Annotated in this window: 21 protein-coding genes; 10 read left to right on the forward strand and 11 right to left on the reverse strand. The window is 40.1% G+C overall.

Features of this window, described 5'->3' with window-relative positions:
* Positions 1-94: 94 nt before the first annotated feature.
* The 3 genes from GM920_RS10395 to GM920_RS10405 form a co-directional block, all read right to left on the reverse strand.
* Positions 95-343, reverse strand: coding sequence for a DUF1456 family protein (locus tag GM920_RS10395; RefSeq protein WP_182956730.1), 249 nt, complete (start codon positions 341-343; stop codon positions 95-97).
* Positions 344-392: 49 nt separating this feature from the next.
* A complete protein-coding gene (locus tag GM920_RS10400) occupies positions 393-1,700 on the reverse strand; it encodes a DEAD/DEAH box helicase (protein ID WP_182957554.1) in 1,308 nt (435 codons plus the stop codon).
* Between the two features lie 67 nt (positions 1,701-1,767).
* On the reverse strand, positions 1,768-1,986 hold the full coding sequence (locus GM920_RS10405; protein WP_182956733.1) for a hypothetical protein: 219 nt from the start codon (positions 1,984-1,986) through the stop codon (positions 1,768-1,770).
* Between the two features lie 366 nt (positions 1,987-2,352).
* On the opposite strand from GM920_RS10405, the gene GM920_RS10410 reads away from it, so the two are divergent.
* Complete coding sequence (locus tag GM920_RS10410; protein ID WP_182956736.1) at positions 2,353-2,826, forward strand: ribonuclease H-like YkuK family protein; 474 nt, start codon at positions 2,353-2,355, stop codon at positions 2,824-2,826.
* Here GM920_RS10410 and GM920_RS10415 read toward each other — a convergent pair whose 3' ends face one another.
* The 3 genes from GM920_RS10415 to GM920_RS10425 all read right to left on the reverse strand — a co-directional run bounded on the left by GM920_RS10415 (position 2,827) and on the right by GM920_RS10425 (position 6,037).
* Positions 2,827-3,426, reverse strand: coding sequence for a DUF4468 domain-containing protein (locus GM920_RS10415; RefSeq protein ID WP_235964496.1), 600 nt, complete (start codon positions 3,424-3,426; stop codon positions 2,827-2,829).
* Positions 3,427-3,521: 95 nt separating this feature from the next.
* Complete coding sequence (locus GM920_RS10420) at positions 3,522-4,541, reverse strand: outer membrane beta-barrel protein (RefSeq protein ID WP_182956739.1); 1,020 nt, start codon at positions 4,539-4,541, stop codon at positions 3,522-3,524.
* A gap of 119 nt (positions 4,542-4,660) precedes the next feature.
* Positions 4,661-6,037: an ammonium transporter gene (locus tag GM920_RS10425; protein WP_182956742.1), complete on the reverse strand. Its 1,377-nt coding sequence runs from the start codon at positions 6,035-6,037 to the stop codon at positions 4,661-4,663.
* A gap of 330 nt (positions 6,038-6,367) precedes the next feature.
* Here GM920_RS10425 and GM920_RS10430 point away from each other — a divergent pair, with 330 nt between their 5' ends.
* The gene (locus GM920_RS10430) at positions 6,368-6,850 is read left to right on the forward strand and encodes an SRPBCC family protein (RefSeq protein ID WP_182956744.1); all 483 of its coding nucleotides are present in this window, start codon (positions 6,368-6,370) and stop codon (positions 6,848-6,850) included.
* On the opposite strand, the gene GM920_RS10435 is transcribed toward GM920_RS10430, so the two are convergent.
* Positions 6,829-7,785 carry a TIGR01212 family radical SAM protein gene (locus tag GM920_RS10435; RefSeq protein WP_182956746.1) on the reverse strand — a complete coding sequence of 319 codons (957 nt, stop codon included), beginning with the start codon at positions 7,783-7,785 and terminating at the stop codon, positions 6,829-6,831. The two genes, GM920_RS10430 and GM920_RS10435, sit on opposite strands and share 22 nt — an antisense overlap.
* A 46-nt stretch (positions 7,786-7,831) precedes the next feature.
* The gene (locus GM920_RS10440) at positions 7,832-8,398 is read right to left on the reverse strand and encodes a hypothetical protein (RefSeq protein ID WP_182956749.1); all 567 of its coding nucleotides are present in this window, start codon (positions 8,396-8,398) and stop codon (positions 7,832-7,834) included.
* A gap of 204 nt (positions 8,399-8,602) precedes the next feature.
* Here GM920_RS10440 and GM920_RS10445 point away from each other — a divergent pair, with 204 nt between their 5' ends.
* From GM920_RS10445 to GM920_RS10455, 3 genes are all read left to right on the forward strand, one after another.
* Positions 8,603-8,944, forward strand: a complete 342-nt coding sequence (locus tag GM920_RS10445; RefSeq protein ID WP_182956752.1) for an ArsR/SmtB family transcription factor — start codon at positions 8,603-8,605, stop codon at positions 8,942-8,944.
* The gene (locus GM920_RS10450; RefSeq protein ID WP_182956755.1) at positions 8,931-9,419 is read left to right on the forward strand and encodes an SRPBCC family protein; all 489 of its coding nucleotides are present in this window, start codon (positions 8,931-8,933) and stop codon (positions 9,417-9,419) included. The genes GM920_RS10445 and GM920_RS10450 overlap by 14 nt, the downstream gene beginning before the upstream one ends.
* Positions 9,420-9,599: 180 nt before the next feature.
* On the forward strand, positions 9,600-11,156 hold the full coding sequence (locus tag GM920_RS10455) for a protein adenylyltransferase SelO (protein WP_182956757.1): 1,557 nt from the start codon (positions 9,600-9,602) through the stop codon (positions 11,154-11,156).
* Positions 11,157-11,245: 89 nt separating this feature from the next.
* On the opposite strand, the gene GM920_RS10460 is transcribed toward GM920_RS10455, so the two are convergent.
* A complete protein-coding gene (locus GM920_RS10460; RefSeq protein ID WP_182956760.1) occupies positions 11,246-12,589 on the reverse strand; it encodes a deoxyguanosinetriphosphate triphosphohydrolase in 1,344 nt (447 codons plus the stop codon).
* Positions 12,590-12,692: 103 nt separating this feature from the next.
* Here GM920_RS10460 and GM920_RS10465 point away from each other — a divergent pair, with 103 nt between their 5' ends.
* The 5 genes from GM920_RS10465 (at position 12,693) to GM920_RS10485 (ending at position 19,260) form a co-directional block, all read left to right on the forward strand.
* Positions 12,693-13,211 (forward strand): OmpA family protein, encoded by a 519-nt coding sequence (locus GM920_RS10465; protein WP_182956763.1) that lies wholly within the window; start codon positions 12,693-12,695, stop codon positions 13,209-13,211.
* Positions 13,212-13,402: 191 nt separating this feature from the next.
* Complete coding sequence (locus GM920_RS10470) at positions 13,403-14,005, forward strand: TetR/AcrR family transcriptional regulator (RefSeq protein ID WP_182956766.1); 603 nt, start codon at positions 13,403-13,405, stop codon at positions 14,003-14,005.
* Between the two features lie 118 nt (positions 14,006-14,123).
* The gene (locus GM920_RS10475) at positions 14,124-16,877 is read left to right on the forward strand and encodes a TonB-dependent receptor (RefSeq protein ID WP_182956769.1); all 2,754 of its coding nucleotides are present in this window, start codon (positions 14,124-14,126) and stop codon (positions 16,875-16,877) included.
* A gap of 22 nt (positions 16,878-16,899) precedes the next feature.
* The gene (locus GM920_RS10480) at positions 16,900-18,183 is read left to right on the forward strand and encodes a parallel beta-helix domain-containing protein (protein WP_182956772.1); all 1,284 of its coding nucleotides are present in this window, start codon (positions 16,900-16,902) and stop codon (positions 18,181-18,183) included.
* A gap of 3 nt (positions 18,184-18,186) precedes the next feature.
* A complete protein-coding gene (locus GM920_RS10485; RefSeq protein ID WP_182956775.1) occupies positions 18,187-19,260 on the forward strand; it encodes an SO2930 family diheme c-type cytochrome in 1,074 nt (357 codons plus the stop codon).
* 136 nt (positions 19,261-19,396) lie between these two features.
* Here GM920_RS10485 and GM920_RS10490 read toward each other — a convergent pair whose 3' ends face one another.
* Both GM920_RS10490 and GM920_RS10495 read right to left on the reverse strand, forming a co-directional pair.
* The gene (locus tag GM920_RS10490) at positions 19,397-20,854 is read right to left on the reverse strand and encodes an aminoacyl-histidine dipeptidase (RefSeq protein WP_182956778.1); all 1,458 of its coding nucleotides are present in this window, start codon (positions 20,852-20,854) and stop codon (positions 19,397-19,399) included.
* A 150-nt stretch (positions 20,855-21,004) separates the two neighbouring features.
* On the reverse strand, positions 21,005-22,891 hold the full coding sequence (locus GM920_RS10495) for a RagB/SusD family nutrient uptake outer membrane protein (protein WP_235964497.1): 1,887 nt from the start codon (positions 22,889-22,891) through the stop codon (positions 21,005-21,007).
* Between the last annotated feature and the right edge of the window lie 12 nt (positions 22,892-22,903).

The raw sequence follows: 22,903 nt of genomic DNA on the forward strand, positions 1-22,903 counted from the left end.
ACCATTAATTAAATGATCCAAATAAAGATTTTCGCAAAAAAAAACCGCGAAGAAAACTTATTTTTTCTCCGCGGCTTAACCTAGAATATAATTTTTAGTTGGCTGGCTTTTCCTTTGGTTCAGTAACTCTTGGACCTCTTTTATATATAACCAAACCATTTAGAAAGTTCCTCAAAATCTGGTCTCCGCAAGCTTTGAAATTTGGGTGATCATCGCTTCTAAAGAAGGAACCAAGCTCACTTTTAGTGATTTTGAAGTTTACCAGCTCCATAATTTTGATAATATCATCATTTGTTAGTTCCAGCGCTACGCGCAATTTCTTAAAAATATCGTTATTGCTCATTATTTTGAACTTTATGTATTAAATTCAGATCAACAATTAATCGTTGCGATTACATCGCAACTTCAATTTTCACCTTTTTGTTTTTAATTTTTTCGTTAGTTAAAGCGGCAAGCACTCTACCGACCATATTTCTTTTTACTGCGACATAGGAAGCTGTATCTTTCACTTCAATCAGACCTACATCGTCTTTTTCAAGTCCACCTTTTTTCAATAATAAACCAACGATATCAATCTTGTTAACCTTATCTTTTTTACCAGCTGCAATGTATAAAGTTTGCCACTGACTATCTTTAGGAAGCGCGAAATTACCTTTTAGGTTTTCCGTTTCGATATCTGCTTTTAAGAAAGGGTACTTCTCATCATCAGCAATCACCAGATAAGCTGTTCCTTTTGCATTCATACGGGCTGTACGTCCGTTACGGTGTAAAAACGCATCCTCTGTGTATGGCAATTGGTAATGAATGATGTATTCTACCTCAGGAATATCCAAACCACGAGAAGCCAGATCCGTAGTAATTAAAATTTTAATACTTCCATTTCTGAATTTCAACAAGGCACGTTCACGCTCATCTTGCTCCATGCCACCATGAAAAATATCGTGTGCCAAGTCTTTATCGATCAACAAATCACTGATCCTGTCTACCGTTTCTCTGTGATTACAGAAAATCAAGGTAGTTTTATTACCTATCTTACAGATCAATTGAAATAAAGTATCCAATTTATCTGCAGCAGTAGTTAACACCTTTTTTAGTTTCAAATCGGGTGCAACTTTCACATCTTTCAGGAAATCTATCTCCACCGGTTTTTTTACCCCGGTAAAATCAGGAATCTGATCCATTGCCGTAGCGGAGGTCAAAATTCTTTGTTTTAAAGAAAGTAATTTCGCGATGATATAGGCCATGTCTTGTTGGAAGCCAAATTCCAGCGCCTTATCAAACTCGTCCAACACTAAGGTGTGGATTGGAGATTCATCAAAATTCTCATGGCGTAAATGATACGCTATTCTCCCCGGTGTACCAATTAATACTGCCGGTGGTTGTTCTAAGTTATTTCGTTCTGTTTTTACAGGGTGCCCCCCATAACAGCAGTTCACTTTAAAACCAGTTCCCATCTGCTTGAATACTTGCTCAATTTGTAAAGCAAGTTCACGAGAAGGTACCAGTACTAAAGCCTGCACTCCTTTTACATCTGCATTGAGGTTGTTCAATAGAGGAAACAAAAAGCCTAATGTTTTACCAGAACCTGTAGGCGCTAATAAAACCACGTCACTTCCTTTTCCGGTCGCCGCAAGTGATGCCTGCTGCATCTCGTTCAAAGAAGTAATTTTTAATTTCTCCAGTATCTTTTCTACCATAATGGCACAAAGATAAGGGAATTAAGCCAGTAAACGTCAGGTGGAAAGGTGGGGAAATATAAAATTCCGGTTAAAATTTTAAATATTTCCTTCTAAGGTGCTTCATAGAGCTATTCATTTTCCGATCCAGAATCATCAACATCTTACCGCGCCTATAAATCCAGGAGGTCATTTTATGATTGGCCTTTTTTAAAGGTTCATAGACTTGTTCCTCCATTTTCTCCCGATAATCATAAGGAGCCATGCTTTGTTGTAGTAAATAAAACTCATTAATCAATTCTGCTTTCATAATGCTTATATTTAAGGTATGGTAAATCACTCTTCTGTAGGTAAGTAGCTACTCTATTTATAGAAACGCCCTTGAAGGAAGAGTTATTATAACAAATAATGAATAAAAAGGGTTTTCAATTTCCGCCCTAGTCATCCGATTTTATTTCAATTGACTTCAGCTTCGAAAGTCCATTGAGACTGCAAAACAAAACCAGCTACCTTTTAAACCAGCTTTATTCCGATTACCTCAAAAAAACAAACCACAACCTGTTGAAAATTAAGTATTTGTTGACAATTAAACCACAGTAAATTAATGGTTTTTTAATTTAATCAAGCTATTTTTAAGAAACCTGAATACGGGTTGTTTAACTAACACCAATAACGTATGACCTGGAAGAAATTTAGCGGCGAAGTGATTCACTCGTCCATTTTAGAAGAAATTGAACAAGCCATTATCAGGGAGACCGAAAAAGGGTTCCACCTCAAGGTCTGTATCGGTACAGACTCACAGGTAAAAGGGCCCTTAACTGATTTCGCGACGGTAATTGTCCTATTGAGAGAAAACCATGGAGGTTTCATGTACATCCATCAGGAAAAGACGCCACAAAAGATGAGCATCAAGGAAAGAATGCTTGTTGAAGTACAAAAATCCATTGAAACCGCTTACTCTGTTTGCGATTTACTGGACTTGTATGACGTGGACCTGGAAGTCCATGCTGACATCAATACCAATCCGATGTTTAAGTCGAATAAGGCTTTAAATGAAGCTATGGGCTATATCCTAAGTATGGGATTTATTTTCAAGGCAAAACCGGAGGCTTTTGCCAGTTCTACCTGCGCCGATAAAATGGTACACTAATTACCATTTTTGATCTTTTGTAACCTGTACAGGAACCGCTTTAGTGGTAGGAATAGCTATTGCCGTATCGGCCAACATTGTCTGTTTAAATTTATCCGCAAACAACTGTACTTCTTTAGCCGTTACCTTCAGATAAGACGCCCATTCTAATGCATTCAATTTTCCCGGATTTTGCTCTAAAGGTATCCCTATGGAAGTAGCAGGAACAAAATTACCATAACGATCCCGCTGATACGGGATAAAATTGAAATCTGTGAGCCAGAAACGATACTTCCCATTTTTAAAGTCCAGGTATAACTGATAACGCACTTCCCCTGATGGACGCGTCAATACGAAAGCGGTTTTGTTGATGATCAACTTTCCTTTACCTATCCACAGTGAATCCTGTGTTAAAAACTGAATTTTCGGTGCTGCTGGACTTCTAAAATAAGCTTTTGCCCTTTCTTTAAGCGCTTCGGCGCTCTTATCTTGCTGAGTTACGACTTCATAATAGATATATTTCCCTTTGTCATCAAACGACAACATCGGTTCTTTACGCTCCTGAGCAAAAACACTGGACATTTCAATAAAAAAACATAAACACATCACAACAATTTTCATAATCATAAATTTAAAGGAAAAAGGCTGCTTAAAGCAAAGTTCGAATCACAAAACTCAGATCTAAACAACCTCTTCCTGTATTTAATTAACGAAGACTAAAAAGCATAAACCGCTGCCAGAGAAAATTGGGAGGCATTTTTTGAAGGATTAAGGTTCTTTTTCAAAAACATTGCTGAAGAACTATCATCAAAGCGAACCTCTGGAATAAAGGTCAATCCACCAGCTTTAACATTTGCTGAGAGGGTAAACGCGAGAACATTTTCATCGCTATCTCCTCCTGTTCCTTTCCAATTAAAATATTCCCCCCTCAATCCCAAAGAAAAAGCCGTTGTAAAAGCATTTTGCACATACAATGCTCCGCCGGTATAACCTCCTCCATCATGGGTTACAGAATAATCCGCGGCATTTAAACCCAATTTCACTTTTTCCGTCACCTGATAAGCAGTGGTCAGATCCAGGATGGTTCCTGTACCTACTGCTCCTGCAGATTTCCCGGATAGTACATTCAGATAAGCCGTCCAGCCTTCAACAGGGCTTAAGGTTAATTGCCCGCCTACATGAGACACCCCATTCAGGTCTTTATACACATTCCAATCGTTAAACAAACCCAACATCAGACTTACCTTACTGGAAAAAGCATAACTTCCTTTTATTCCTGCATTCTGAAAAGGCCCATTAGTAAACAAGTAAGAAGTGGAATAATTGTAATTTCCTGTTGGAGAAATCACTTCATACCCAATAAAGGTTCCCATATATCCGGCAGTTACCGTGAACTTATCCGTAAAAGCATAGGCAGCATATAGATTTTGAATGTGAAAGGAATTATCGTCAGTACCGTCTCCATTAATCAGGGATTGATATTGTCCTCGTGGTCCAAAAGACAATTCTCCAACAAATGAAGCTTTTCCTGTGGTTTTCTTTAACGCCAGGTCTATCATCCCTAAAGAGATAGAATTCTGGTCGCTCGCAAAGCTCGTTCCGATATTAGGTTGTTTCGCAAAATCATACTTGTAGTAAGTATCGACAGATCCGGAAATCTGCAAAGGTGCTTCCTGAGCGTAAGAAAAGGAAGCGAAGGACAGTGATGCAGTGGTAAAAATTGATTTCAGTTTCATAGTTTGGTTGGTTTGAGGTATAGAATCAATGATGGGTTAAAGCATTTGTACTGAATGGGGTATTATGACATAGGGAAATATTTTTTTATGGTTATTCTTATAAGGGCTGATAAAGTGGGTTAATCAGCATTGTCTATCTCTACTCCTGTTGCGGCCACAATCAAGGTACCCTGGAAGTATTTTTCATCATGCTGACTCGCATCAAGCCCAGCCTCTTCTTCTTCGGAAGTCACACGGATTGGCTGTACTACATTGATCAATTTGAAGATTAGAAAAGAAACTACGAAGCTGAAAACCGCTACGATAAGTACACCTTTCAATTGCGTAAAGAAGAAAGTTGGATTGCCATATAACAAGCCATCCACACCCGCTGCATTTACTGTTTTTGTAGCAAAAACACCGGTCAATAGCATCCCTACAATACCTCCTACACCGTGACAAGGAAACACATCCAATGTATCATCCAGGCTTGTTTTAGATTTCCATACTACAGCAAGATTAGAAACTACTGCTGCTGCAGCACCGATGAAAATACTGGAAGGAATGCTCACAAATCCTGCGCCTGGAGTAATCGCTACCAACCCTACCACTGCACCGATACAGAAACCCAGAACGGAAGGTTTTTTGCCTCTGGCCACATCAAAAAACATCCATGACAATCCTGCTGCACCGGCAGCGATATTGGTTGTTGCAAAGGCAGAAACTGCCAGACTGTTTGCGCCCAATGCAGAACCTGCATTAAAACCAAACCAGCCGAACCATAGCAAGCCAGTACCAATTAATACATAAGGAATGTTTGCAGGAGGAACCTCTTGATGGTCCTGGTGGCTTCTTCTTCTTTTCAATACCAGGGCTCCTGCCAAAGCAGCCATCCCTGCAGAAATGTGAACTACTGTACCGCCAGCAAAATCGAGTACACCCATTTTAAACAGGATGCCTTCCGGATGCCAAGTCCAATGTGCCAATGGAGAGTATACGAAAAGAGCGAACAGAACAATAAATAAGATATATGAAGTAAAACGGATACGCTCTGCAACGGCTCCGACTACCAGACCTGGAGTGATGATCGCAAACATCAATTGAAAAAGTGCAAACAAGGTTAGTGGAATCGTTGGCGCCATACTCCATGAAGGTCCAGAGTTTACGCCCTGAAAGAACAAATAGGTTAATGGATTACCAATTAACCCGTGGATACTTTCTCCAAAAGCCAGACTAAAGCTCACAGTTACCCATAAAACACTGATCACTCCTGCGGCAACCACACTCTTAATCATCGTAGAAAGTACATTTTTACGGTGAACCATCCCTCCATAGAAGAAAGCAAGGCCCGGAGTCATCAAAAACACCAGGGCTGTTGCCACTAAAATGAATGCAATGTCTGAAGTATTGTATTTTCCTTCATCAAAGTTCGGATGAAGGGGTACAAAAAGGGCTAAAATTGCAATTATTGCTAAAACTGCAAAAGGTCCCACCTGTTTTAATAAAATTTTGGCCATGATTCTCGGTTTTTTAAAATTTATAATTGATTTTACTCTTATTTTTTTGATAAAACTAATGAATAATTAGAATTACACGAAACAAAAGTGATACAAAATCACGAAAACGTTATATAAACTTCAATAAAACCAACAAAAAGAGATGAAAAATCCAATTAAAAACAAAATAAATATCAAAATATCACAAAAACACCCCAAAACAATCTGTTAAAAATGAAATAATTTGAATTTACTCAGCTAATTATAGAAAAACAGATAAAAACAATCCAACAAATAGTTTTTTAAGAGTAAAAAACTAGAAATAGAGAAATATCGTACCTTTAATTACCTATGAAAGCATATCAATTGAAATTCAGTCAGCAATTACCTGTTCCCCTAGCAACAGCCTGGGATTTTTTCTCTTCGCCGATGAATTTAGCAAAGATTACCCCGGCTAAAATGGCTTTTCAGGTCACTTCAGGTGTACAAATACAAGAAAAAATGTATCCTGGAATGATCATTACTTATAAAGTATCTCCATTATTGGGAATCAAGCTGAACTGGATGACAGAAATCACCCAGGTAAAGGATCAGGAATATTTCATAGACGAGCAGCGCTTTGGCCCTTACCGTTTCTGGCACCACCAACATCACTTCAGAGCCATCAATGGAGGCGTAGAGATGAACGACATCTTGACCTATGGTTTACCCATGGGCATTTTTGGAAGAATAGCCAATACTTTATTTGTTGCAGCAGAACTGCAACAAATCTTTAAGTTTAGAAAAAATAAGGTTATAGAATTGTTTGGCGACTATTCAGCCACCGGAACATAAGCAGACCCTTGCACGACTCCTCTGCGTTCAATTTCTTTATCAATATAGGTCTGAATAGCGGATTTGTTTAATCCCCAATTTGGCGCAATCAACAAATCCCAGTCGGAAATACCAAAAAGACGTTGGATCACTACATCCGGACGTAACAATGGAATTGCTTTACAAAGGAAATCAGTGTATTCTTCTAAACTAAAAAGTTTAAAAGGTTCTTTTTTATATTTTACCCCCATGATAGATCCTTCTACAATGTGAAGGTGGTGGAATTTTACAAATTTGATTTTTGGGAATTTATTGATTTCATGAATATAACCTAGCATCATTTCTTCTGTTTCCCATGGGAAACCAAAAATAGTATGCACACATAGGTCCAATTTAGAATTGTCCAGCAATTTAACTGCTTCCACAAATTCCGCATGACTACAGCCACGATTAATCTGATTCAAGGTTTCATCATAAATCGACTCCATTCCCATTTCCAAATCCACATCAAAACGATCAGCATAACTTTCTAAAAGCGCCACTTTTTCCGCATCAATACAATCCGGCCTGGTACCAACAGAAAAGCCGACTACATCTTCCGTGTTGATTGAAAGTGCTTCATCATACATCATTTTCAGATAATGAACCGGCGCATATGTATTGGTATTTGGCTGGAAATAAACAATAAATTTATCCGCTTTATAAAAACCTTTCCCCCTTTCCATACCTTGCTCCAGCTGTTCGCGGATTGTTGGTAGTTTTCTAGAAAGCTCTGGTGTAAATGAGTCTACATTACAATAGGTACAACCGCCATAACCTTTACTGCCATCACGATTTGGACAGGTGAAACCACCGTCAACGATTACTTTGAATACACGCTGCCCCTTATACTTCTCTTTCAAGTGCGTTCCGTAATTATTATATCCTTTTATTCCTAAGTCCAGTAGTGTTCCCAATTGCTTTAATTTTTCACAAAAGTACAGCTTTTATTTTTAATACTTTTTAATTCTTGTCGACCCTCATTCCCTCTATTTCATTCATATACTTAGAGAAAACCTGTAAATAATTCATGGCTGCATGTTCCGGACGAAAAATGAAAGCTTTAAAATCTTCCAGATCATTAACTGTAAAGCCCATTCTAACAAACAGCTCCTGATCCGCAGGCCAATCCTGTAAATTCACCTTTTTCTGTCCTATTTTCCGATATAGAACTAATCCGTAAGAGAAATCCTTATACTCAGCCGTTTTTCTGAAGTTTTGAAAAAAATCTACCAGTGTACGATAAGTAGCAGGTTTTCCTGCCCGTACCTCTTGAAGCATCAACATCCCCAACATATTACCTTTCAGAAAAGCACTATCTACCGTATTAAAATCCCCGCAGCGTTTTAAGATCTCAATATCCCGCTGCAAAGCCAAGTCTTTCTCTCCCGATTTATGCCTCACGAAATAAGGCTCCTGATCTAATATCTTTTCACAGTCAACCTTCTCCTGAGCAATAGCAGCTATCCCCATAAACACAAATACGAAGAGTAACAAACACTTATAAACCAACTGACTCAACTTCTCCATCAAGATTTTTTCTGTAAAGGTATAAAATACAACGTGGGCTAATCCTATCTGATGCTCCTATCGCGATTTTTTATAAGCATTCAACCAGCAGAGCGCAGGTATCCAGACAACAACCAAGTAGCTCAATAGGTTAATTAAAAATAATCAACAAAACATTTGCGCAACCAAATGATTGCCCTTATATTTATTATTATATTTTTCCTTATGATCATTAGAAGAGACGTATTTCAAGCCATAGCTGATCCTACCCGCAGACAGATTATTGAAAAAATTTCCGGGGGGCCTATGAACTTAAACACCATAGCAGAAAGCTTCAATAGCAGTCGCCAGGCAATTTCTAAGCACATTCAAATCCTGACAGAATGTGGCCTTATCGTAATCACACAAAAAGGAAGAGAAAGATATTGCGAGGCCCGTCTAGAACAGCTAAATGAAGTATCAGACTGGGTAGTACAATCTAAAAAACAATGGGTACATCAATTTGAAAAACTTGATCAGTATCTACAAGATTTAAAAACTAAATCCCAAAACGATGGAAATCACTAAAAGCAAAGAAAAGGAGCTGTACATCACACACCTCTTTAATGCCCCGGTAGAAATGGTATTTCGGGCCTGGACAGATCCAAATCAACTGGTTCAATGGTACGCGCCGGATGGCTGCAGCATCAGTTATAAAAGCATCAACATCGAAAAAAATGGAAGTTTTCATTCCTGTATTCATGACCCTGTTCATGGGGATTGCTGGGTAAAGGGCAAATATCTGGACATAGTCTTTCCAGAGAAATTGGTTTTCTCTATGAATTTGAGCAACGAAGCCGGCGATATTTTAGCGGCTACTGACGCCGGGAAACCTGGAGATTGGCCAATGGAAATTTTAACCACAGTTACATTTAGCCCAATTGGGACGCAAACCAAACTTTCACTTCATCAATCCGTCCCTGAGGCTTCTGCTAAGGAAAACGGTGCTTATCAAAGCTGGATTAAAATGCTGGCTAAATTATCAAGCCTCCTGGGGGCTTAAACGGCATTATTAAAGATATCAATGCATATCTATACATAGATATGTATTGATATCACTATATATAGATATAAATAAGTGCTTTCAGTCCTAAAAAATTACTTAGTTCAGATGCAAGGGCAGCTCGGTTAGTCCTGAAATTACCCGATATTTGTAAGCAATAACAAATAGCCCAATTTAACTATGCAGCATCTGAGCACCCATAAATTTGTCAATGATTTCACTGAAGCTTTTGAAGGAGATCAAAGTGGCGATCCCCAACCTCGTCAAACTCCGGGAGTTTTATATAGCAGAATTTTACCTAGTCCAGTCAATCAACCAAAACTATTGGCATGGACAACAGATCTTGCAGCCGAATTGGGCATCCAGGAACCTGATGAAAACGACCTGAGCATTCTTGGTGGCAATACTGTTAACCCGACGATGAAACCTTATGCCGCTTGTTATGCTGGGCATCAGTTTGGGAATTGGGCAGGTCAACTGGGTGATGGCCGCGCAATCACCTTAGGTGAATGGCCCTTGCCGAATGGCAAATCCTGGGAATTGCAATTAAAAGGCGCCGGTCCGACCCCCTATTCCCGTAGAGCAGATGGAAGAGCCGTACTGAGATCCTCCGTTCGGGAATACCTGATGAGTGAGGCGATGTATCACTTAGGGGTACCTACCACAAGAGCGCTAAGCCTGGTTGCTACCGGTGACCAGGTCAGGAGAGATATGTTTTATGATGGGCGCCCGGCTCTAGAACCTGGAGCAATTGTGATGCGTGCAGCACCTAGCTTTTTACGATTTGGCAATTTTGAAATGTTATCAGCCAGAAAGGAATATGAAAACCTGCAAAAGTTGGTGGATTGGACCATTGAAAAGTTCTTTCCTGAGCTTACAGGACCTGACAAAACCTTACAATGGTTTAAAAAAGTGATGGAAAGCACAGCCACTATGGTTGTAGAATGGCTTAGGGTTGGTTTCGTCCATGGGGTAATGAATACGGATAATATGTCCATTTTGGGTTTAACCATAGATTATGGCCCCTTCTCATTTCTAGATGCCTATGACCTGAATTTTAGTCCGAATACCACAGACCACCCCGGGCTCCGATATGCCTATGGCAAACAGCATTCCGTGGCTTATTGGAACCTGAGCTGTCTGGCCAATGCAATTTCGCCTTTATTTGAAGATCCTAAAGAACTGATCAGTACAGTGGAAAGTTTTGGCCCTGTTTTCTATGAAAAATTCTATTCGATGAAAGCTGCCAAAATGGGGCTAGATGAGCTAGGCAATGGTGATGTAGGGCTGGTTGATGACCTTGAAAATCTCTTAGCTGAAATCCAACCAGACATGACCATCTTCTATCAATTGCTAAGTGATCTTCCAGAGGAGTTAAGCGATATTGAAGCTATTAACAGACATTTCAAACCTTCATTTTACCATAATTTATCGGAAATCCAACTGGAATTACTCCGTAAAAATATGACTACTTATCAGGAACGCCTCTCGAAAAATACGATTACAAGAACAGCTTCCAGATCAAAAATGAAAGCAAACAACCCGAGGTTTATTTTAAGAAATTACCTATTGTATGAAGCCATACAGGATTTAGAAAAGGGAGAAGATCAGCTTTTCAGGAAACTCCAAAAAGCTTTAGAAACACCATATAGCAAGGAGCATGATGAGTTCTTCGCATTGAGACCGCAATGGGCGAATGAACAACCTGGTAGCGCAACCTTATCCTGTAGTTCTTAGTAGTTCATTCTATTCAACAGATTAACACATTACTCCCAGAATAGTCCAAATTCTGGGAGTAATGTCAAATATCAGAGCGATAATTTTCATTAACTCATAGAGGGAAAAGAAATTCCTTTGATCTTTCTAAACAATTCCACAGCATAAATATCTGTCATACCCGAGATAAAATCCAATACACTTTGAATCTTGGTATAAGTATCTGTTTCCTGGGTCAAAAACTGCTTAGGAATTAATTCCACTAATTTCTTATGGTATTTAGATTCGTTCTGCAAATAAGCAGGAATAAACTCTTCCAGCAAACCACCCATTACCTGATAACCGGCTACCTCTATCTGAACCACTGAGGAATAATTGTAAATCTTTTTATAGGAAATCCTTTCAATCTCTTTCATCACAGCAAGGAAGGGTTCTTCAATTGCATCCATCAAGCTTTGGTTAAAATCACCATTTAAAATAGCTTCCTGCTGTTCATAAAATACATTTGAGCATAGGCCGATCAGGGTGCTAATTGATTTGGCCCTCATCAGCGTGATTTTTGCATCATCATCTTCTATGGTTGCTAAACGTGCAGGCAATTTAGGGTCATTACACAAAGGTATTAATAGCGTTTCTACTTCTGTATAAGAAAGGATCTTTAGTCGGTGGGCATCTTCCAGGTCGATAATGTTATAGCAGATGTCATCAGCGGCCTCCACCAGATAGACCAGTGGGTGTCGCTTATAAACCATTGGTTCGTCTTGCACTTTTATCAATTCCATCTCCATCGCAATCTTTTCGAAACCACTTTGTTCAGATTGAAAGAAACCATATTTTTTCGTGTAGATATTCGCTTTGTTGTGTCCGGAAAGCGAAGCACAAGGGTATTTGGCGATTGCCGCGAGTGTGGCATAAGTAAGCGCAAAGCCTCCGGTACCTTTTCCAGCAAATGGATGGGTAAGAATCCGCAGCGCATTGGCATTCCCTTCAAAATTAATCAGGTCTTCCCACTCTGCCTTATTCACTTGCACCTCATATGCTTTACCAGCACCATTGGTAAAATAATGAGAAATAGCAGCTTCTCCGGAATGACCAAAAGCTGGGTTTCCTAAATCATGTGCAAGACAAGCGGAGGCTATAATGTTCCCTATTTCGCAAAGTAAAGGGCAAGTTTCGTCTACATTGGCATCTTCTGCTTTGATCCTATTATAGAAGATAGTTCCTAGGGAGCGGCCTACACTCGCCACTTCCAGACTATGCGTTAGCCTGTTGTGTACAAACACACTTCCAGGAAGCGGGAATACCTGCGTCTTATTCTGCAACCTACGGAAGGGTGAAGAAAATATAATTCTGTCATAATCTCTTTGAAATTCTGACCTTGCTTCCTTTTGATTTCCAGCAAATCTATCTTCATTTCCCCAGCGTTTTGCTGATAATAATTTTTCCCAGTTCATATCATGGATTAAATCGTTAATTTCTTTTTCCTTAAACTTGATACAAAGGTAAAGGATTAATGGTCTGATTAATGGCTATATTTACGGTTAATTTAGTTTCTTAATGACACACAGAACAAACCTAATTTTAGCTTTATTGCTTACCGTTACCCTTTCTTGCAAGACAAAAAAGACGATCGTAACTACTCCAGCTCCAGTATCGCAGACTTCTGATAAAGACCTGGATAAAATGAAAAAAGATTTACCGGATGATCAGATTGAACGTACTGACAAAGGGATCAAATTTACCTTTGGTTCGGAAGTGCTATTCCCGACCAACTCTTCTTACTTAAGTGAAGCGGCAAAAAAAAGAATTACAGCTGTAGCTAATGTGATCAAGGACGAGCAGGCGAATAACATCCTGATTGAAGGTCATTCCGATAAAACAGGAACTGCAACTTATAACAAATGGTTGTCTGAAAAACGCGCTGCATCTGTAAAAAACTTCTTGGTAAGTCAGGGAATCCCTGCAAACAAGATTAAAACGGCAGGCCTTGGCGACACGAAACCTGTAGCCGATAACAAAACACCAGAAGGAAGATTAAAAAACCGAAGGGTAGAAATCAACCTGTTAAAATCATAAGATCCTCCTGGATCCTCAACACCTTCCGCCGGGGGAATTCTCCCCCGGCTCCCAATTCACCAAAAAACATCTTCCTTATTCCCCTGAATACTTTAAGTTTACGGCTAGCACAAGGTGTTTTTCAATTTTCAAACGTTTTGTTAAAACATTTGGATTATTGATAATATGTTTATAGTTTTAAGGTAAGGAACATGAGTAAGAAAGAACTGGTAAAACAAAAGATCGGAAGATCGGCCATGCAATGCTTTGCAAAATTCGGATTAGACAAGACTACGCTAGACGATATTGCTCAGGCAGTTGGGCTAAATAAAGCATCGCTATATTATTATTACAAGAACAAAGAGGATATTTTCATTGAAGTGGCACTCAAAGAAGGAGAAGATTTCATCAACTCTTTACAGGAGACTACAGTACTTAAGGAAGGGATAGAAAACCGGATTGCTTTTTACCTGGAATCAAGGTTTAACTATTACAAGAATGTTTTAAATATGAACCGTGTATCTGTGGATACACTGAATAAAATCTTACCTCGTTTCTTTGAATTGTATAATGCCCTGATGAAAAGGGAAAAAATATTTGTTACACAATTGTTGGGGAAGGCCGTAGCAGATGGCGAGGTAGAAATGACGGATTTGGAAAATACAGCTTCTGTATTGATCAACCTTACCGATGCCTTAAAACACAGTGTGGAGCAACAGGCGATTTTAAAGGGGGAAACGGAAATTGACTATACACAGAGTCTCCAGGATATTAAGTTTCTGGTTTCGCTGATATTTAAAGGGATAAAAAAATAGAACAGCTCTAAAACAAGTTCATCAAGATTAACGCTGATCAACATGGGAGGTTCTATTTGAGTATGGGTGCTTGCACCGCATTACGTTGACTTTTTAAGACAAACAAAACCAACCAAATATGAACAAGATCATGTTACTCAGCCTGATGCTTTATTTCTTTATGCCTGATTCCGTCAGGGCACAAGGCCTGATCAAAGGGAGCATTAACAACAATGTGACAAAGGAGGCTGCATACGCGGTTTCCGTGCGCATCAAAAACGGTACTGAAGGCACTTACAGTGACGACCGGGGAAGATTTCAACTGAAGACTTCTAAAAAACTGCCCCTTACCTTACTCATTTCCTCCATAGGTTATGAGCCCAAGGAAATAACTGTTCAAAGTTTTTCTGAAAATCTGGAAATCAATCTCGAACCCGCTTCGATGCTGGGACAGGAAGTGGTAGTTTCTGCCAGCAGAACGGTGCAAAAGAAGCTGGCCTCCCCCGTTACTATTGAGCAAATCAGTAGTAAAGACATCGTCAATTCCCCGCAACTAAATTATATGGATATGATTCAAGGCCTGAAAGGCGTGGATGTAACGGTATCCAGTATCGGTTTTACCAGTATCTCTACCAGGGGATTTAATACCAGTGGCAACACGAACTTCACGCAGATTGTAGATGGCATGGATAATCAGGCGCCAGGTCTGAATTTCCCATTAGGTTCTGCGATTAGTTTAACTCAATTGGATGTAGACAATATCGAAGTCCTTTCTGGTGCTTCTTCTGCTCTTTATGGATCCAGGGGATTGAATGGCACGATGGTGATGACGGGGAAGAATCCTTTTAAATATCAGGGCCTAAGTGTACTCGTTACTCAGGGGGTAAACCATCTGAATGGTAAAAACAATGGAGACCCCGTTCCTGCATCTCCTTATTATGACTGGGCATTACGCTATGCAAAGAAAGTAAATGAAAAGTTTGCATTTAAGGTGAATATGCAATATACACAGGCAAAAGATTGGGTAGCCAACAATATGGACAATAAAAATGGCCCGGGTAATGCATTGACAGACCCCAATTATGATGGGGTCAATATGTATGGGAGTGCCACCAATACAAACATTAACCCATTTCTTGAAGCTGCATTAGCAGGCAATCCTGATCTTGCGCCATTAATCGAACCGCTGCTGGCCAAACCAAATTATGTAGCCAGAACTGGCTATCCTGAATACGGGTATCTGGATAACAAAGCCAAACTTTTTAAAGCCAATGCAGAATTAAGATATAAGTTCAATCCAAAATTAGAAGGGATTCTTTCTGGCACCTATGGTACCGGAAACATCGTATATACTAATGATACCCGTTATCAATTGAAAAACTTTAAAGTTGGTCAGTATCGTGCAGAACTGAAAAGTGACAACTGGTTTGTACGTGCCTATACGACCTCAGAAAACTCAGGCAACACCGTTATTGCAGGTCCTACGGCACAGTTAATCAATGAAGCCTGGAAGGTTAGTTATGATGGAGCGATGGGGGGATGGTACCCGCAATATACAGAAGGACTGATAACCGCTCTTGCTGGCGGCGCGTCTATGATAGATGCCAATCTTGCAGCTCGTGCACTTGCCGACCAAGGACGTCCTCTACAAGGATCAGCCCGTTTTAATCACCTGAAAGATAGTATTTCCGGCACCCCAATTTCTGAAGGAGGAACCTTGTTTTTAGACCGCAGCAAATTGTACAATGCGGAAGCACAGTATAATTTTGCAGAAGAGATCAAGTTCATGAGTGTGATTGCTGGTGTGAACTGGCGTTTATATAGCCTAAACAGTAAAAACACGCTTTTCCCAGATAAGAACAAGCCGATTAATGTAAAAGAATACAGTGCTTATGTGCAACTGGCGAAAAAAGTAATGGATGATAAACTGAGCTTAAGTACCTCCTTCCGTTATGATAAAAATACCTTATTCTCTGATCCGAAAATAACTTCGAGAGCATCAATGGTATATGAGGTTGCAAAAGAAAACTTCATTCGCTTCTCTTACCAAAATGCTTATAGCTTCCCTTCCAATATCCAAGCTTTACAAAGCACTTTGAATGGCATGAACAGTTACTCGTCTGGAGGCTCCGCTTTGCTGCTGAATGGTACTTATGAATTTGACAAATACCCTCCTTACACTTTGGAAAGTGTAAATAAATATCGGGAAACCGGTGATGCAACTGTGCTGGAGCGCTTCAAATACAACGACATTAAACCACAATCTGTGAATGCCTTTGAGTTGGGATATGCCGCGCTGATTGGTAAGCGAGTGATCTTTGATGTATTGGGTTACTTTTCAACCTGGAAAAACTTCATCGGCTATGCCAATGTAGCGAATACACCGGGTACTGATGATGTAAATGCTTTTAAAGACCAAAGCACCTATTCCGTATATAATATCGCTTTTAATGGTGGCCAAACTGTAAATACTTATGGTTATGCCGCAAGCTTAAGCGTAGACCTTGGCTATAATTTTCTAACTAAAGTAAATTATTTCTCTGATCACCTTAAGAACAAAAACAATAGCCAGGTGAACAATTTCAATACCCCAAGCTACCATGTGAATCTGGAATTTGGCAATAGTGGTTTTGGCAAGAAACAAGTATGGTCTTTCAATACCAGTCTTCGTTATAAACCAGGCTATTTATACGTGGTTTCTGGAGGTCTGGCAAAAGGTACTGTACCTAGCTCGGCAGTAATTGATGCTCAAATCAGTTACAAATTAATCAAAGCCCGTTCAGGTATCAGATTAGGCGCAACCAATATCACCAATAAATACTATTCTACTGGTATTGCTAATCCGAATATCGGAGCCGTTTATTATGTGACGTATGCTTACAACATTTTTTAATCGCTAAACACAAAAACCAAATATGAAACAATCTATCCGCGCGGTACTCCTCTTACTCCTGGCTTCCGGAGTTTGGGCCTCCTGCACTCAAAAAGCAGGCCCGCAGAACCAGTACAAAACCATGCTCACTTTTAATCCGGGAGAAGAAGCTAAAATCGAAGAAGCATTTTTATCCCTGAAAGATAGCACCAGTATTATGCTGAAAGCTGGCAATTACAAGTTTGACAACCTGAGCATTGCACAGGTCAACCATATTTTAATTCAGGGAGAAGGCCATGATAAAACGATCCTTGATTTCTCTAGCCAGAGTCAGGGTGGTGAAGGGATCCGGGTAACAGATGTGAAAGGCTTTACCATTGAGGCAATGACCATTAAGGATTCCAAAGGAGACCTTTTGAAAATCAACAAAAGCCGCGATGTAACCGTGAACAACCTTCATGCGGTTTGGAGCAAAGCAGATTCTACGAGCGGTGGCTATGCCATCTACCCGGTTATGTGCAAAAATGTGCTGATTCAAAACTGCTATACAGAGGGGTCTTCTGATGCAGGTATTTATGTGGGTCAAACCGATAGTGCTATCGTTAGAAAATGTAAAGCCGCAAAAAATGTTGCTGGTTGTGAAATCGAGAACACCTCCAATGCACAGGTTTATGACAACGAGTTTTATAACAACACTGCCGGTTTCTTAATTTTTGACTTACCAGACCTTTCAAAAAGAGGTGGTCATGTGAAGGTATACAACAATTATATCCATGATAATAATTTCAGGAATTTCGCAAAATCGGGAAGTTTTGGAACCACATGGGGTGTAGGAAATGCATCACCTGGCAGTGGGATTATCATCCTGGCCGCTTCAGATATTGAAATTTACAACAACAAAATCATCAATAACAATACATCTTCTATTACCATTGCATCCGGTTTTGCTGTAGATGAGAAAGCAGGAGAAAAAATTAATGCGAACTACTCTCCTATTCCTAAAAATGTTAATATCCATGACAATACGATAGAAATGGGTCCGGAATTTCCTAAACCAGCATATGAGCATCGTATTGGTCAGCTGTTGGTTGCTACCGAGGCTAAACTAAATGAGTTAGATCCTGCACGCAAAAACAAAAGGATCCCATTGATCATGTATGATGGCATTACCAGCAACATCCTGACTAAAGGAACCGCGCTTAACCCAGATTCCATCTGCATCAAACAGCCGGGAGACAATGTTTTTGTGAATGCAGACTTCCTAAATATTGCCAACGCAGCAAAATGGAAACCCAATACAAATTTCAGCCCATTCCAATGTAAATAACTAATGCGAAAGACCTATATTTTTGGCTCCCTAATCCTGTTCAGCATCTTCCTATCGGTGCTGACAGAGCAGGGATGCAAAAACAAAACAACCACAACCACCGCAGCAGCAGATTTCCAGTTTAAAGAGAAGTTGTCTGATTACGGATTTTTTAAAGGCAAGTTGACTAATTTGAAGCCGGATTCTGGTATCATTCACTATGAGTTGACGACACCTTTGTTTACGGACTATGCGGTTAAAGATCGTTTCATTGTCTTGCCTAAAGGTGCCAAAATCAAGTATACGGAAGATGGAGCACTGGATTTTCCAGACTCTACAATTATCGTAAAAAACTTCGCTTATACCAATGTGGCACATGAAAAGATCATGATTGAAACCAGATTGCTGGTGAAAGACCCAAAAGATAAGAACTGGAAGGTGATGAATTATTTGTGGAATAAAGAGCAGACAGATGCGTTAAAACACATTACCGGAGCAAAGGTTCCCATCACTTTATTAGATGACCAAGGGAAGAAATATTTCACCAATTATCAGGTTCCAAATACCAATGATTGTAAACGTTGTCACATTAAGGATGGTGTATTAACTCCAATTGGTCCAAAAGCCAGAAATTTGAATTTCAATATTCCCGGACAAAAAGAAAACCAATTGAGTCAATGGGCTGCTCATAAACAATTAACGGGCTTACCAGAGCTGAGTAAAGTACATCAATTACCGGTGTGGACAGACACCAAGAACTTTAGTTTAGACCAAAGAGCAAGGGCATACTTGGACATCAACTGCGCACATTGCCACACTAAGGGTGGTGATGCTTATAATACCGGCCTTTTTCTGGATTATACCGAGCAGAACCCGGATCATTTGGGCTTAAAAAAAGCGCCAGTATCTGCTGGTGGTGGTGCAGGTGGTTTGGACTATGATATTATACCAGGAAATGCAGATCAGTCGATTCTCTATTACCGCATGAACAGTACAGAACCGGGAACGGCCATGCCGGAACTTGCCCGTACCTTAACCCACAAAGAAGGGGTTCGTTTAATCAGAGATTGGATCAACAGTTTACCAAAAACCAAATAAAAAACAAAAGCCCTGACATCCATCGGGGCTTTTGTATCAACTAAACCTAAACTTATAAATACTAACCAAATATTTATAGCGCAAAACTAAGGTTGCATTGTAAAGTTCAGGTTAAGGATATATGATCTATAAAGTTTTATTTCTTTTTTGGAATTTCTTGAAGAACTTTCAACAAATAACCCCAGAATTTCTGTACAGAAGAGATTTGCACACACTCATCCGGAGAATGAGCACCATGGATGGTAGGCCCAAAAGAGATCATATCCATACCTGGAAGATGAGCTCCTAGAATTCCACACTCTAATCCCGCATGACAAGCATTTACGTTTGGTTCAGCATTAAAAGTAGTCTGATATAGTTTAGTCATTAACCTCAAGATATCAGAATCTGCATTTGGTTTCCATCCCGGATAATCTCCGCTACGGGAAACATCACAACCCATATTTTCCAATGCTGCTCTTACTGCGAAAGCCACATCATCTTTGGTACTTTCCACACTACTACGTTGTAGAGACTGCGTGATAAATTCTCCTCCTTTAATGATAACTCTTGCCAGGTTTGAAGAAGCTTCTACAAGGTCTTTAATGTCCGGACTCATTCTGAATACTCCATTTGGCAAAGCATAAACCGCATTTACAATTTTCAGGAAGTCTACTTTAGTCATTCCAAACTTAGGAAGCTCAGTTTCTTCGATGCTGATGTTCATTGCCGTTTCGATACTTTTGTACTCTTCTTTCAATACCGCACAGAAATCTGTGAAGCAGTTCAGAAAAGCCTCTTTCTGTAAGCTAGGGACAGCAACAATTGCTTTAGATTCACGAGGAATTGCATTCCTTAAACTGCCACCATCCACCATACACAATTGCAGGTCTGAAGCTTTAAGTGCCGCATTGAATATACGGTTCATCAGTTTGTTTGCATTCCCTCTTCCTTTATGGATATCCATTCCTGAGTGGCCGCCCAGCAAACCTTTGATTGTGATTTGATAAGCCAGGTGGTCATTAGTAACTGGAAGTTGTTTATAATTATAGATACTGTTGGTGTCGATGCCACCTGCACAGCCTATGGTTAATTCGTCATCTTCTTCTGTATCCAGGTTCAATAAAATGGTACCTGTAAAATTTGAAGGATCTAATTCTTTAGCACCAGTCATGCCGGTTTCCTCATCGATAGTAAACATCGCTTCAATAGCCGGATGAACAATGGTTGAAGAAGCAAGGATTGCCATTATCGTCGCTACACCGATGCCATTATCTGCACCAAGAGTCGTTCCATTGGCACGTACCCAATCGCCATCTACAAACATTTCTATGCCTTGTGTAGCGAAATCAAAGTCGCGATCTCCATTTTTTTGGTGAACCATATCCAGATGTGATTGCATGATCACCGTTTGTCTGTCCTCCATACCTGGAGTAGCCGGCTTCTTGATCACCACATTACCTGTCTTGTCCTGAATGGTCTCCAGCCCTAAGCTGTGGCCATATTGAACCATGAATTCAATCACACGTTCTTCTTTTTTTGAAGCGCGGGGCACTGCATTCAAAGCAGCAAAATTACGCCAAAGTTCCTGAGGTTCTAAATTTTTGACTTCCATTAAATCTCTTTGTTATTTGAGGCAAAGCTAGAAAAACTAGCCCGATATTCCTGCAAAGGCAGCCAATGAAATTAAATGCATAAAAAAAGACCGCACCGGTGTTTGAAACAACCGGCGCAGCCTTCAGATATTAAACAAGGTTTGTTTACATTAATAACCTGGATTTTGTACCAGGACGGTATTCTTATTCATTTCATCCCTGCTGAATGGTCTGAAATAGATTTTATCCAGCCAGATCCGATTTTCCTGCGCTGTCTCTACGGTTGGTGTATAGGTATAATCATAAATTGTAGGATCATACTTGTATTTACCTTCGAGTGTTTTACCCGGTTTAAACTTACCGGTTACCTTGATATAGTCGGTTTTTCTTCCCAACGCGACTTTACCGATCAACCATCGACGGGCATCGTGGTAGCGTTGTTCTTCATATACCATTTCAATTCTACGCTCATGACGGTAAACTGTTCTTAGTCCGGCTTGATCGGTTGCCGTTACTGCGGGCATGCCTGACCTGAAGCGGATTTTATTTAACCAGGTAATGGCTTCTCCCAATTGATTGAGTTCGATGCTTGCTTCGATATAGTTCATCACGGCTTCAGTGTACCTAAAGAAAGGCCAAGGCACAAACTGAGGCATGGAAGCGTCTACAATATTTGGATCGGGATCAGTAAATTTCTGGGTATAATAACCGGTCCAGCTGCCGTTCCAACTTTCAATTGGGCCAGATCTCGTATCCAGACCTTTATAACTAGTTAGTTTACCGTCTACGACCAGGTCGTACTCACCAGTTTGAATCTGATTGGCAGGATCAACATTTCCAACCGCCTTGTCCCTTGGTTTCCAACCCGCACCGTCATACAATACCGTCGCATAAAAGCGTGGATCACGATTCTGATAAGGATTAGATTTTTGAGCTGGATTAGACCAACTGAACTTTGTACCATCCGTCATCTCATAATCATCTACTAACAGACCGATTGGCGTATTACCTGCCCAATTTCGGTAACCATTAGGGCCATTTGCCCTTCCATAACGCATGTCACTTCGGTCAATAAAGTATCTGGCAAGAATCAGTTCTGTTGCTGCTGCTACATCCATTCCTGTTGCTTTACTTCCTCCGCCCATGGCAATACTTTTATAGTTCAAACGACCTTCTTGAGCTGTTGCCGGAGCTGATAAATCTAACTTATAACCTCTTCCAGCATCCATTACAGCTTTTGCAGCATCCTGAGCCGTTTTCCATCGTTGGGCCTGATTGTCATCCTCATAAGCCAACAATGGCAATACAGCTGCTGCAGTCGCCTGAGCACCGATTTCAAGGGATAAAAGTCCTGCTTTGGTATGTAAATCACTGGCTGCATAAATCAACACTCTAGATTTTAAAGCTAAAGCGGCCAATACACTACTTCTACCTTTATCCATGCTCTTTCCTGCTAACAATCGCTCTGCTTCTTCACAATCTTTGATGATAAAGTCAGTACATTCTTTATAGGAAGATCTTTTGATTTTAAAATCGTCCGTAAGTGCATAAACTTTAGTCACCAATGGCACACCTCCATAATACCTTAAAAGCTGATGGTAAAAGTAGGCACGCATAAAATGTGCTTCCCCCATTAACCTGTCTTTCAAGCCCTGGTCGGTTAATCCATTATTTGTACCACCTAATCTTTCGATGGTCATGTTACAGGCACGAATGCGGTTGTACATTTTCACATATTTCCAGGTATCGTCTACCCAGCCTAGTGTTGACGGATTAATCGTACTGGAATTGACCAAATCAATCCCCCTGTTTGGATGTGTAAACATGGACTCATCTGACACGGAAGAGAGCATTTGCTCTGAAAAACCGCCATCATTGAAGCCACCATAAATATCGGTTACGAAAGCTTGCGCTAAGGCACCATCTTTCCATACCAATTCGGAAGAAATCTTATCAGGTGGTTCTACCGTCAGGAAATCTTTCTTGCAACCCGATGTCAGGGCTGCTATTACTGCAATTGTAAGTATATATTTATTTCTGATTGTTGATTTCATCATTCTAAGTTTTTG

The sequence above is a fragment of the Pedobacter gandavensis genome, assembly GCF_014172405.1.
Classification (GTDB): Bacteria; Bacteroidota; Bacteroidia; order Sphingobacteriales; family Sphingobacteriaceae; genus Pedobacter; species Pedobacter gandavensis.

Coding starts and splice junctions, on each gene's coding strand:
- GM920_RS10415 (WP_235964496.1), bottom strand. CDS start 3,426: ATGAAAATTGTTGTGATGTGTTTATGTTTTTTTATTGAAATGTCCAGT.
- GM920_RS10460 (WP_182956760.1), bottom strand. CDS start 12,589: ATGAACTGGGAAAAATTATTATCAGCAAAACGCTGGGGAAATGAAGAT.
- GM920_RS10475 (WP_182956769.1), top strand. CDS start 14,124: ATGAACAAGATCATGTTACTCAGCCTGATGCTTTATTTCTTTATGCCT.
- GM920_RS10420 (WP_182956739.1), bottom strand. CDS start 4,541: ATGAAACTGAAATCAATTTTTACCACTGCATCACTGTCCTTCGCTTCC.
- GM920_RS10405 (WP_182956733.1), bottom strand. CDS start 1,986: ATGAAAGCAGAATTGATTAATGAGTTTTATTTACTACAACAAAGCATG.
- GM920_RS10485 (WP_182956775.1), top strand. CDS start 18,187: ATGCGAAAGACCTATATTTTTGGCTCCCTAATCCTGTTCAGCATCTTC.
- GM920_RS10410 (WP_182956736.1), top strand. CDS start 2,353: ATGACCTGGAAGAAATTTAGCGGCGAAGTGATTCACTCGTCCATTTTA.
- GM920_RS10450 (WP_182956755.1), top strand. CDS start 8,931: ATGGAAATCACTAAAAGCAAAGAAAAGGAGCTGTACATCACACACCTC.
- GM920_RS10465 (WP_182956763.1), top strand. CDS start 12,693: ATGACACACAGAACAAACCTAATTTTAGCTTTATTGCTTACCGTTACC.
- GM920_RS10440 (WP_182956749.1), bottom strand. CDS start 8,398: ATGGAGAAGTTGAGTCAGTTGGTTTATAAGTGTTTGTTACTCTTCGTA.
- GM920_RS10455 (WP_182956757.1), top strand. CDS start 9,600: ATGCAGCATCTGAGCACCCATAAATTTGTCAATGATTTCACTGAAGCT.
- GM920_RS10490 (WP_182956778.1), bottom strand. CDS start 20,854: ATGGAAGTCAAAAATTTAGAACCTCAGGAACTTTGGCGTAATTTTGCT.
- GM920_RS10445 (WP_182956752.1), top strand. CDS start 8,603: ATGATCATTAGAAGAGACGTATTTCAAGCCATAGCTGATCCTACCCGC.
- GM920_RS10470 (WP_182956766.1), top strand. CDS start 13,403: ATGAGTAAGAAAGAACTGGTAAAACAAAAGATCGGAAGATCGGCCATG.
- GM920_RS10430 (WP_182956744.1), top strand. CDS start 6,368: ATGAAAGCATATCAATTGAAATTCAGTCAGCAATTACCTGTTCCCCTA.
- GM920_RS10480 (WP_182956772.1), top strand. CDS start 16,900: ATGAAACAATCTATCCGCGCGGTACTCCTCTTACTCCTGGCTTCCGGA.
- GM920_RS10395 (WP_182956730.1), bottom strand. CDS start 343: ATGAGCAATAACGATATTTTTAAGAAATTGCGCGTAGCGCTGGAACTA.
- GM920_RS10425 (WP_182956742.1), bottom strand. CDS start 6,037: ATGGCCAAAATTTTATTAAAACAGGTGGGACCTTTTGCAGTTTTAGCA.
- GM920_RS10495 (WP_235964497.1), bottom strand. CDS start 22,891: ATGATGAAATCAACAATCAGAAATAAATATATACTTACAATTGCAGTA.